The organism is Wolbachia endosymbiont of Drosophila leontia, assembly GCF_028981785.1.
GTDB lineage: Bacteria > Pseudomonadota > Alphaproteobacteria > Rickettsiales > Anaplasmataceae > Wolbachia > Wolbachia pipientis.
This window is the reverse complement of record NZ_JAPQLK010000043.1, coordinates 135-11,236: the sequence shown is the minus strand read 5'-3', so window position 1 is coordinate 11,236 and position 11,102 is coordinate 135. Positions and strand designations below refer to the sequence as shown.

Here is an 11,102-nt window from a genome sequence, read left to right as displayed (position 1 = left end):
TTAAATGGCTATTTTATAATGAATTTTGTCAGCAGCCACCAGATTTTTTCAGTTCCTATGCAACAAAGCCATCCCAGTGTCACGCACTGGGATGACAAGAAGAGGGTACCTGGATAAGAGGCATTGCCCTCCTGGTAGGCCCAAATTGCAATGTCCGTACAGTTATGGATTCATTCGCGGTATAGATTCCGCTAATGAGTAGCGGAATGACGAATTTGTTGTTTTTCAAATTGTAGGCAAACCTAAGCCACTTTAGCTATATATAATAGAATTTCGCTTTCTACTATCTTTCCAGTTGTTTTATATATAATTCTCGAATTTTGAAAATTTGCTCCATATCTAATTTCTCACTTGTATAAAATTTGTTTTCTTACTTCGAGACCTAATCTACCACAACTTTTATATGGCGTTTCTTTCCTGCAGATAATTTTATAAATGGCTGATCTTTAAAGCTTTCGAAATTTATTACATGATCAATATTGTTTACAACATTATCATTAATCTTGCATCCGTTGCCCTGTATTAAACGCTTTGCAGCGCCTTTTGAAGGTTCAAAACCGGTGTCATGTAGTAGGTCTACTAAGGATGTGCCGCTTGCAACTTGTTCTTTTTTTATGATGTAATCAGGAAGTAGTGAGCTATCTTCATTCTCAAAAGCAGAAATTGCAGCAAATTGTGCAAGTTCCGCTTCTTTGTCACCATGACATATTTTTGTCACTTCTGTTGCCAAGACCTTTTTTGCTTCATTTATTTCTTGATCCTTTAAAGACTCTAATTTTCTAATCTCATCAATTGGCACATCAGTGAGCAATCTTAAAAAACGTCCAACATCTTGATCATCAACGTTGCGAAAATATTGCCAGTAGTCGTAAGGCTTGAGCATATTATCATCAAGCCACACTGCTCCACTTTCAGTTTTGCCCATTTTTTTTCCTTGTGCATTTAATAAAAGAGGCATGGTAAGGCCAAATAGCTCAGGTAAATTCAACTTTTTTCCAAGTTCAATTCCGTTTACCATATTTCCCCACTGGTCTGACCCTCCAATCTGCAGACGACAATCATATTTTTTGTTTAATTCAATAAAGTCGTAAGCTTGCAATAGCATGTAATTAAATTCCAGAAAGCTTAAGGTTTGCTCTCTATCCAGCCTGGTTTTCACACTATCAAAACTTAGCATACGATTTACAGAAAAATAAGCTCCTATATCACGCAAAAAATCTATGTATTTTATGTTATCCAACCAATCTGCGTTATTTACTATCATTGCACCAGTCTTGCTGTCATTAAAAGACACCATTTTCTCTAATATTCTCCTTATACTGGATGTATTTTGATTGATGTTCTCTACAGGCAAGATGCTTCTTGCTTTATCTTTGAAGGATGGGTCACCAATTTTTGTTGTGCCACCTCCAAGTAAGACTATCGGCTTATAACCAAATTTTTGTAGGTGACAGAGCATCATAATCTGAATTAGGTGACCAGCATGAAGACTTGGTGCTGTGCAATCAAACCCAATGTATGCAACTATATAATTGCTCTGCAATAATAATTGATCTAGTCCTTCAATGTTTGTACATTGGTATAGGTACCCTCTTTCTTGGATGAAATTTAAAAATTCAGATGCGTGTTTCATTTTATAAACCCCAGTCTGTCCTGTCATTAATGCCGAAGGTAACCCTAATAGAGAAGCCAGTGCCCAGACACTGGAACTTAATTATAAACAAGCACACTATACAACGTTTTCGATGAAATTGCATGAAAAACTGGATTCCAGTGTCAGCTACTTTCATGACACCACTACCTGTGCAGGAGTTGCCTTCAAAATTACAACGTTTGTGCAATTGTGTACCAGCTATCTGGATAATCAATTCCATAACTCTTCTATTTTATAATACTCCCTTACTTCCGGCCTGAATATGTGAACCATTATGCCTTGAAAATTCAAAACCACCCAATTGCCTTCATCCATACCTTCTACATCTATTTTATCATGTGGCTTGAGGCTTTTTATTACGTGCTCAGCTAAAGCTTTAACGTGACGGCTTGAATCACCAGATGCAATAATCATATATTTTGCAATAACGGTTTTATTCTGCACATCAAAAGTTACTATATCATGACCTTTATTTTGATCTATTATCTCTTCAATTGTACTTCTTATCGATTTCATATCGCTAAGCATTGTTTACAGGTTATATGATTCATTTATAATTATATACTCAAAATTTCTAAATATGAACTATTTTCAACGCAACTACTTGTTAAAGGTATTACCTGCATCTATTTTATCATCATGTTTTTAGCATGTACAATGTATATACTTTTTATATAATTGAAAATAGCTTTTTACTAGTATTCATTATGGGCAAGACTCTCATCTACTTAATCGGCTTTCCAGGCAGTGGTAAGTTTACTACTGCAAAGGAACTGTGTAAAATCATTGGTGCAGTAATAGTAAGCAACAATCTATTCAATAATATTATATTTGATATTGTTAAATTACAAAACGCTGAAGTTCCAGATGACCTATGGGAAAAAATTTTTGCAGTTAGGGAAAATGTATTAGCAATACTGGAAAAACACTACGTAAAATCAAAACATTATATATTTACAAATGAATTGATAGAGGGTGATCCCTGTGACCAAAGATTATATAACTCAGTGGTAAATTTAAGTAAAAAAATGGACATGGAAATTTTTTCTGTAGTATTACATTGTAATAATGAAAAACTAGTAAGACGTGTCCAATCAGAAGAGAGATATCAGGAAAATAAAATTACTGATCCGGATTTTGCTATAAAGAAAATTGAAGGGAAAAGGCTATTTATACCTGAGGGTTCGCTTGAAATTGATAACTCGAACTTGAGTGCAAAGGAAGTTGCAAAGAAAATTGTTGAAGAGATGAAGAAAGAAAAAAATGGAAAATTAATTAAAACTTCTGTAACAAATCATTTAAAAACAGAGCGTACTCGTGGTTGAGCAGAAAGATAAGTACCGTCCTTGTGTTGGCATAATGCTATTTAACAGACAAGGACATGCCTTTATTGGAAAACGCTTTGATAGCGATTCTTACTGGCAGATGCCACAAGGAGGTGTTGATGATGGTGAGGAACTGGAACAAGCAGCGTTACGTGAGTTGCTAGAGGAGGTTGGTACTAATAAAGTAAAGGTTATAACTAAAAGCAAGGATTGGATATACTACAACTTGCCTGAAGAAGTTATACCAATATGCTGGAATGGAAAATATTCTGGTCAAAAGCAAAGGTGGTTCTTAATGAAGTTTTGCGGAGAGGATGAGGACATTGATATTAATTATACTGGTCATCCAGAGTTCAAAGAGTGGCGTTGGCAAGGTATAGATAGTTTAGTAGCCAGTGCTATATCATTTAAAAAAGAAGTTTATAAAACAGTGATAGAAGAGTTTTCTTCTATAATAAAAGCCTCAACAATAAGCTCATGATAGTAGATTCTCATTGCCACTTGATTTATTTTTCTGACGATGAAATACCAAAAGTAATTTCAAGGGCAGAGCAAAATGGTGTAAAGGTTTTGCATAACATATGCGTAAGCATTGACGATGTTCCTAAGTTATTGAAAATTTCTTCATCCTATGATCAGGTCTACTCCTCTGTTGGTATACATCCGCTTGATGTTGCTATAGAAAACGGTGAGTGTATACATGTTGATGAATTAGTTGAATTTACCAAGAACCAAAAGGTAATTAGTATCGGTGAAACCGGGTTAGATTTTTATAAATCTGACAACAAAGACAATCAGAAAAAAAGTTTTGCATTACATATAGAAGCGTCAAGAATAACTGGACTACCTTTAGTTATTCACACAAGAAGCGCTGATAATGAGATGATCGATATGTTAAGGTCAGAAATGAAAGCCGGTGCTTTTAGTGGAGTAATGCACTGCTTTGCTTCCTCTAAAGAACTTGCTTATCAATCTATAGATTTGGGGTTATATATTTCATTTTCTGGAATTATTACTTTTAAAAATGCGAGCTTACTCAGAGAAATTGCACAAAATGTACCACGCGAGCGTGTTTTAGTCGAAACTGATGCACCATATCTATCACCTCAGCCTTATAGGGGAAAAAAGAATGAACCAGCAATGGTGAAATACGTTGCTGATTGTTTGGCAGAGTTGTGGAATGAGTCACCAGAACAAGTAGCGAAGGTAACCACAAGCAACTTTTTTAGGCTGTTTGAGCTATAAAGAAGCTCTATAAAACCATTAATTTGCTTATGAACCTAAAGATTTCACCAGCTCTCTCACCGAGTTTACAGACTTATTAAACATTTCTTGTTCACTATCATTCATTTTAACTTCTAGGATCTTTTCAATTCCGTTTTTTCCAATAATTACAGGAACACCAATAAACAAATCTTCTACACCATATTCACCATTAAGGTAAGCAGCACACGGTAATATGCGCCTCTTATCTTTTAAATATGATTCTAACATGCATATAGCTGAAGATGCAGGAGCGTAGTATGCAGATCCAGACTTAAGCAGATCAACTATTTCTTTACCGCCATTGCGAGTGCGTTCAACTATTTCATCGACTTTTTTCTGTGTGATAAGACCCATATCGATAATTTGAGTAAGTGGAATTCCAGCAACTGAAGCACAATTGATTAGTGGTACCATAGTGTCGCCATGTCCTCCAAGCACAAAAGCAGATATATCTTCAACTGAGATATTTAACTCACTTGCAAGAAAGTAACGAAAACGGGAAGAATCAAGCACTCCTGCCATGCCAACAATCATATTAGTTGGAAGGTTTGAAAATTTATGCACCACTGAAACCATGGCATCCAAAGGGTTGGTAACCACTATTACAAACGCGTTTGGAGAATATTTTTTAATATTTTCGCCAACCTCCTTCATTACTTTAGCATTGGTTTGCAGGAGGTCATCCCTGCTCATTCCAGGTTTTCTAGCGATGCCAGCGGTTATTATAATTGCATCGGAGTTTTTTATATCTTCATACCTATTTGTGCCAGTAATATTGACATTAAATCCATCAATAGGGGATGATTCTGCTATGTCGAGTGCTTTACCTTGTGGTATTCCATCACTAATATCAAGTAAAACAACATCACCGAGTTCCCTTAGTGCAATCATATGGGTGAGAGTTCCACCGATATTTCCTGCACCGATTAAAGATATTTTTTTTCTTTGTACTGTCATTTTCTACTCCTTTGTATTTACTTTTATGGTTTTACCTTCCCAAGGCGATAAGCTATCAAACATACGAAAATCTTGCGGTAAATCTATAGGATTATACACAACCTTTTTTGTCTCTATATCATATCTTACTTCCTCATAACCAGTGAGAGGGAAATCTTTTAACATTGGATGACCTTTGAATCCATAGTCTGTTAGAATCCTACGCAAATCAGGGTGATCAGAAAACTCTATTCCATACATATCAAACACTTCACACTCAAACCACAAAGCCGTACTAAATATCTTCGCTACACTTGGAGGCATGTCGCTTTCACATAACTGAAGCTTTATGTGTACTCTAATATTATGCACAATGCTGAGCAGATTGTATATTAGCTCGAAGCGCTTCTCTCTATTTGGATAGTCAACCCCAAAAATATCAACTAATAGTTCAAACCTACACTTTTCATCATCACGTAGAAAGAATAGGTGCTTTTCAATTTCATCTAAAGTTGAATATATTACAATAATGCCATCATCTTTTTGAATGCACTCGCATTTGGTCTTTTTTTGTATATACTTTGCAGTTTTATCCATTCCGAGTCCGTTTTATTTTGTTTTGTAGGCATAGCATTCCATATAGCAACGCCTCAGCGGTTGGTGGGCATCCAGGGACATACACGTCAACTGGCACAATTCTATCACAGCCTCGGACTACTGAATAAGAGTAATGGTAATAACCACCACCATTTGCACAACTTCCCATGGAAATAACATACTTCGGGTCTGCCATTTGATCATAAACCTTGCGCAATGCTGCTGCCATTTTATTAGTTAGTGTGCCAGCAACAATCATCACATCTGATTGACGTGGGCTTGCACGAAACATTATACCATATCTATCAAGATCATAACGGCTGGATGCAGTATGCATCATCTCAACTGCGCAACATGCAAGACCAAATGTCATTGGCCACAATGAACCAGACCTTGCCCAATTCATTACATAATCTGTTAAATCACCAAATTTAGTGACAAGAAACCCTTCTTTTTTATAACGACCCCAGTCATCATTAGATAGAATTTGATTTGTCATAAACTACTCCCACTCTAATGCACCTTTACACCATTCATAGATAAAACCTATAGTGAGTATTGCAAGAAATACCATCATAGACCAAAATCCACCATAGCTTATCTTAGATAAAGAAACAGCCCAAGGAAAAAGAAAAGCAATTTCTAAGTCAAATATTATAAATAATATTGAAACTAGATAAAATTTAATGTCAAAATTTTTTCTTGCACTGGATAGTGGATTGAAGCCACACTCATATGTGGAAAGCTTTTCACCATCTGGCTTACTCACTGCAAGAAACATAGGCAATATAACTAAAGCAAAAGATACTACAATTGATACGCAGATAAAGATTACTATGGTTAAATATTCGCTCATTTAACAAAACATATAACACTATGAGTTTACATGCTTTCCTAACTTTTTACCACCTAAAATATGCACGTGAAAGTGTGGTACAACCTGCTCTCCATTTTCACCGTAGTTAGTGACTAATCTATATCCTGTTTTTTCTAGATTATATTTGTGTGCTATCTCTCTTACAGTTTTGAAGAAATCCGCTATTTCCTCTTCAGGAGCTTTTAGAATGAAATCATCACATGAAATATATTGATTTTTTGGTATAACTAAAATATGAACTGGTGCGTCAGGGTACTTATCATGAAAAGCTAGTACATTTTCATTTTCATGTACCTTCTCACAAGGCAACTCACCTCTTAATATTTGAGCAAAGACGTTATCGCTATCATAAACTTCATTGCTCATATTTTAAGAGCGACCTTTCCCTCTTTCTTCGTTTTTCTCTACATTAGGTGTAGATAGTGGTTTCATCGCTTCACCAGAAACATCTTCAAGATTTAAAGAGCTTACAAGTTCCCTTACTTTTACCATGTCCTGCTGTTCTTTCAAAAAGGGTTCTATTCCACTCACCCTTTTTCCAGTAATAACTCCTGGTTGTAAGTGATACATATCCCCAGGAACAGTGAGACTATGATGTCTTTCCTCTATTTTTTTAGCTTCACTCATAATACTCCCCTATAACTTATTTTTACATTCCACAACTTTGCGACTTACCTGGCTTTATAGCTTCTTGCGCCCATTTTTTCTCACCTGAAGCTATAGTTACTGAAGGCTGACCAGCCTTTAGTAACCCTTCGCTATTTGTAAGTCCTGCAGGTTTCGTAGCTTCTGATGACTGCTTTTGATTATCATATTCCTTATACAATTTTTCCGCAGTACCATACAGCAATTTTAAGTCTGTGTGAACTTTAAATTCTCCACCAGTAATTTTTGCTAGATCTTTAAGGTTACCGTCAACTTTTTGTTTAATTTCTTCAATAGCAAGCTTCTTTATCTCCTCTGGACTCTTTCCTTTATTTTTAGAGTCAGTTTTAATGTCTTCAATTATTTTCTTAACATCAACTTCAATTACAATTTTATTTTCTTCTCTATGTACAGTGATGTTTGAATACTCACTTTTTAGTGCTTTTATTTTATTCAATTGTTCATCATCCAAATAAGGTATATCTCCCGTCAGAGTTCTTGACACTAAAAAACTTACCTTTCCTATCCCTTTCTTTTGCTCTGTTATTTGTACACCAAGATCCTTACTAGCCTGTGTGGTTTCTGCAGGTGGATCATATTCCCTTTCTTCTTCAGGTACATCTATACCAACAGCTTTCTTCAACGAAACTGTAGCATCATGTTTCATTTCACCCGTTGAAGCAAACGGCTTCTTTATAGGGTAAATAAGTGCTTTAGGCACAAGAGCAAACACCCGACCTGCAGCTTCTACACCTGTTTTAACTGCTCCGCCTATCTTAGCCCAAATAGATTCTGCCATACATACCTCCAAGGTAGTTTCCATAACTAAATACATTTTAATTATAGACGAAAAAATTTAAACTTCTATATCCATTATAAGATAGAATTATAGGGATTGCAACCATTATTTGCACATTGTCTAAAACATGTAGTATTTTCGCTACTTTTATTGTTCAATTTATTATAAAAAATACTCTAAATTATGTTTAAATGGAACACAAATAATATCATTGATGCAACTGGCGGAAGAGACGTAAATGGTTGTAATTGGATACATAGCTCAAATATTTCAACGGACACAAGAAGCATAAAAAAAGGTGATTTATTTATTGCCCTCAAGGGAAAGAATTTTGATGGCCATAATTTTTTGCATGAAGCGTTTTTAAAAGGGGCTGTCGCTGCAATAGTGAGTGAGGGTAAATATAAAAGTTTCCCTCTCATGGTTGTACAAGATACCCTGAAAGCTTTGCACGATATGGCATCATACTACATTAGAAATGTTCTTATTGATGCTAAAGTTATTGCAGTTACAGGCAGTGTCGGGAAAACCACTACAAAGGATATGCTGCATACTGTTTTATCGCAATATGGGGTGTCCCATGCAAACGAAGGTAACTTAAATAATAATATAGGATTGCCTTTGACAATTCTGAAAGCTCCAAAAAACTGCCAGTACTTAATTCTTGAAATGGGAATGAATAAAGCTGGTGAAATAAAAGAATTATCAAAAATTAGTAATCCGAATATTGCAGTTATTACCAACATCGAACCTGCACATACTGAAAATTTTTCATCACTATTTGACGTTGCACAAGCGAAGTTAGAAATTCTGTATGGTATGAAAAATAACGGTACTTTGGTTTTAAGCAGAGATAATAAATATTATGATTATCTCTCATCACACGCCAATAGAAATGTAATAAGCTTCGGTAAAGATAAAAATGCTGAAGTTTGTTTACTAAACTTAATAAGAAACGATGAATCTTCTGTCATTTCAGCACTATCTTCTGTCATCCCAGTGCTTGACTACTTGGATCCAGGAAGTTCAATTGCAAATGAGCATATCAGACGGTTGTATAATAAAGACTGGATTCCAGCGTCACGCGCTGGAATGACATCAAACCGAGTTGCTAATAGATTAAGTTTAAAAATCAGGCTGAGTGATAATCAAATTATAAACTGTAATTTACGTGTACAAGGTGAGCATTTTGCTTATTCGCTACTTGCTGTTGCAGCAGTTGTGCAAGGCCTCGGACTTGATTTATCAAAATTACCACTTGCACTTAAGAATTTTAGTGTAGCGAAAGGTAGAGGCAATATTCATAAGGTCAAATACAATAGAAAATATATACATTTAATTGATGACTCCTATAACGCCAGCCCTGCTTCGATGAAAACTGCGATAAAAACTTTGAGTACATATTCTAATCAGAGAAAAGTAGCTTTGCTTGGTGATATGTTGGAACTTGGTGATGAAAGCATAGAGTTTCATACAGATTTGGTTAAGATTATCACAGAAAATAATATAGATAAAGTTTATACAGTTGGTAAATTTATGTTAGAATTGCATGAGCTTTTGCCAGATAATATAAGAGGCACGCATTTTAATGATTCTAATCAATTGAAAAGTGATTTAGCTAACATTATTCAGAATAATGACGCAATTCTAGTTAAAGGCTCACGAGGAATGAAAATGGATCTTATTGTACGAGAATTCGTAATAAAATATTAAGCGGAATCATTGTATTAATTTGCAGTAACAAATTATTAGGAACTTTAATTGTGACAAAACGTGTAATTATTTTTGGTGGAACGGGGTTTATAGGGAAACACATCGTAAGACGCTTGGCAGCAGAAGGATATTTAATAAAGATATTCACTCGTAATCAGGAAAAAGCTGCTTGTTTAAAATTGTGTGGCAATTTAGGACAAATATCAATATTTAAAGGCGATTTTTTTGATGAAAAATCAGTTCTGGATGGTATAGAAGAATGTGATGTAGCTATAAACTTAGTGGGAATATTATATGAAGCAAAAAAGCACGATTTTTACGCTGTTCACGTTAAAATAGCTGAAAGGATAGCAAAAGCTGCAAAAATGAAAAATGTACCTATGGTGATACATTTTTCTGCTATGGGAATAGAAAATAGCAAGTTGTCAAAATATTCCAAAAGTAAATTGGAAGGTGAAAAAGCTGTAACTTCAGCATTTCAAAAAGCAATAATAATTAGGCCAAGCCTTGTATTTGGTAAAGAAGACAACTTCTTTAATAAATTTGCAAGATTAGCAACTATTCTTCCTTTCTTACCACTAATTGGCAATGGAACAACTAAATTTCAGCCAATATGTGTAACAGACTTAGCTGAAGTGGTATATCGTATTATCAGTTTTAATAAGCAAGACAAGAAAATTTATAACATGGGTGGACCAAAGGTTTACTCTTTCAAAAGCTTATTGAAGTTTATTCTGAATGTTACTAACAGAAAGTGTTTGTTGATCAATGTATCTTTTCCAATGGCAAAGTTAATAGCTTTCTTTTTAGAAAATAAAATTATTTCTATGCTGTTAAAACCAATAACCGGAGATACGAACCCTATGCTTACTCAAGATCAGGTGAAAGTTATGATGAATAGTTCAATCGAAAAGTCAGTTGACCTTGAAACAATGAAGGTTCGACCATTAGCAATTGAAAATGTGGTGCCAGAGTACTTGAAGATTTATAGAAAATATTGATAAAGGAGTGTGCCCGGTGGGATTCGAACCTACGACCCACAGCTTAGAAGGCTGTTGCTCTATCCAGCTGAGCTACGGGCACACAACATATATAAAATGCTTCTTAGTACAAGTGAAGTCAAGTACTTCGTGTGAATATGATGTTTATCTTGCGACACCTTGTCATTGCAGTTGTGTGTCGCGCGCTGCCAAAATTGGATGCGAGAAGTCTATTTATTTTAGAACCTGTTTAAAATCTTCGTAATAGGAGAGAAATGAAGGAAAGGACAATCATTTGCAAGCTGGTGTT

15 protein-coding genes and 1 tRNA gene are annotated in these 11,102 nt (G+C 35.1%); 5 read left to right on the top strand and 11 right to left on the bottom strand.

Annotated elements, in window-relative coordinates:
* Positions 1-382: 382 nt before the first annotated feature.
* Genes tyrS through rsfS form a run of 3 tightly spaced genes read right to left on the bottom strand, consistent with a single transcriptional unit; the run spans position 383 to position 2,182 of the window.
* The gene (gene tyrS / locus OZD63_RS01395) at positions 383-1,633 is read right to left on the bottom strand and encodes a tyrosine--tRNA ligase (protein ID WP_274979593.1); all 1,251 of its coding nucleotides are present in this window, start codon (positions 1,631-1,633) and stop codon (positions 383-385) included.
* Between the two features lies 1 nt (position 1,634).
* The gene (locus OZD63_RS01390; RefSeq protein ID WP_265014240.1) at positions 1,635-1,874 is read right to left on the bottom strand and encodes a hypothetical protein; all 240 of its coding nucleotides are present in this window, start codon (positions 1,872-1,874) and stop codon (positions 1,635-1,637) included.
* Positions 1,865-2,182 (bottom strand): ribosome silencing factor, encoded by a 318-nt coding sequence (gene rsfS, locus OZD63_RS01385; protein ID WP_015589391.1) that lies wholly within the window; start codon positions 2,180-2,182, stop codon positions 1,865-1,867. The genes OZD63_RS01390 and rsfS overlap by 10 nt, the downstream gene beginning before the upstream one ends.
* A gap of 179 nt (positions 2,183-2,361) precedes the next feature.
* On the opposite strand from rsfS, the gene OZD63_RS01380 reads away from it, so the two are divergent.
* From OZD63_RS01380 to OZD63_RS01370, 3 genes are read left to right on the top strand one after another with little or no spacing between them, the layout of a single operon-like run.
* Positions 2,362-2,979: an AAA family ATPase gene (locus OZD63_RS01380; RefSeq protein WP_275007912.1), complete on the top strand. Its 618-nt coding sequence runs from the start codon at positions 2,362-2,364 to the stop codon at positions 2,977-2,979.
* Complete coding sequence (locus OZD63_RS01375) at positions 2,972-3,460, top strand: RNA pyrophosphohydrolase (protein WP_006279569.1); 489 nt, start codon at positions 2,972-2,974, stop codon at positions 3,458-3,460. Before OZD63_RS01380 ends, OZD63_RS01375 begins: the two co-directional genes overlap by 8 nt.
* Positions 3,457-4,224 carry a TatD family hydrolase gene (locus OZD63_RS01370; protein ID WP_274979595.1) on the top strand — a complete coding sequence of 256 codons (768 nt, stop codon included), beginning with the start codon at positions 3,457-3,459 and terminating at the stop codon, positions 4,222-4,224. Before OZD63_RS01375 ends, OZD63_RS01370 begins: the two co-directional genes overlap by 4 nt.
* 27 nt (positions 4,225-4,251) lie before the next feature.
* On the opposite strand, the gene mdh is transcribed toward OZD63_RS01370, so the two are convergent.
* From mdh to OZD63_RS01335, 7 genes are read right to left on the bottom strand one after another with little or no spacing between them, the layout of a single operon-like run.
* Positions 4,252-5,202 carry a malate dehydrogenase gene (gene mdh / locus OZD63_RS01365; RefSeq protein WP_253303333.1) on the bottom strand — a complete coding sequence of 317 codons (951 nt, stop codon included), beginning with the start codon at positions 5,200-5,202 and terminating at the stop codon, positions 4,252-4,254.
* Between the two features lie 3 nt (positions 5,203-5,205).
* Positions 5,206-5,778: an NADH-quinone oxidoreductase subunit C gene (locus OZD63_RS01360; RefSeq protein WP_274979596.1), complete on the bottom strand. Its 573-nt coding sequence runs from the start codon at positions 5,776-5,778 to the stop codon at positions 5,206-5,208.
* A complete protein-coding gene (locus OZD63_RS01355; RefSeq protein ID WP_006279574.1) occupies positions 5,771-6,277 on the bottom strand; it encodes a NuoB/complex I 20 kDa subunit family protein in 507 nt (168 codons plus the stop codon). Before OZD63_RS01355 ends, OZD63_RS01360 begins: the two co-directional genes overlap by 8 nt.
* A 3-nt stretch (positions 6,278-6,280) precedes the next feature.
* Positions 6,281-6,634 carry an NADH-quinone oxidoreductase subunit A gene (locus tag OZD63_RS01350; RefSeq protein ID WP_274979598.1) on the bottom strand — a complete coding sequence of 118 codons (354 nt, stop codon included), beginning with the start codon at positions 6,632-6,634 and terminating at the stop codon, positions 6,281-6,283.
* Positions 6,635-6,652: 18 nt separating this feature from the next.
* Positions 6,653-7,021: an HIT domain-containing protein gene (locus OZD63_RS01345; protein WP_274979599.1), complete on the bottom strand. Its 369-nt coding sequence runs from the start codon at positions 7,019-7,021 to the stop codon at positions 6,653-6,655.
* Between the two features lie 3 nt (positions 7,022-7,024).
* Positions 7,025-7,282 (bottom strand): hypothetical protein, encoded by a 258-nt coding sequence (locus OZD63_RS01340; protein WP_274979600.1) that lies wholly within the window; start codon positions 7,280-7,282, stop codon positions 7,025-7,027.
* A gap of 22 nt (positions 7,283-7,304) precedes the next feature.
* On the bottom strand, positions 7,305-8,099 hold the full coding sequence (locus OZD63_RS01335; protein ID WP_274979601.1) for a hypothetical protein: 795 nt from the start codon (positions 8,097-8,099) through the stop codon (positions 7,305-7,307).
* Positions 8,100-8,282: 183 nt separating this feature from the next.
* Here OZD63_RS01335 and OZD63_RS01330 point away from each other — a divergent pair, with 183 nt between their 5' ends.
* Together OZD63_RS01330 and OZD63_RS01325 are read left to right on the top strand one after the other, a co-directional pair.
* Entirely contained in the window at positions 8,283-9,812 is a 1,530-nt protein-coding gene (locus tag OZD63_RS01330; protein WP_274979602.1) for a UDP-N-acetylmuramoyl-tripeptide--D-alanyl-D-alanine ligase, read from the top strand.
* A gap of 50 nt (positions 9,813-9,862) precedes the next feature.
* Entirely contained in the window at positions 9,863-10,813 is a 951-nt protein-coding gene (locus OZD63_RS01325; protein ID WP_275007910.1) for a complex I NDUFA9 subunit family protein, read from the top strand.
* A gap of 8 nt (positions 10,814-10,821) precedes the next feature.
* Here the strand turns inward: OZD63_RS01325 and OZD63_RS01320 are convergent.
* Positions 10,822-10,895 (bottom strand) — tRNA-Arg (locus OZD63_RS01320).
* Between the last annotated feature and the right edge of the window lie 207 nt (positions 10,896-11,102).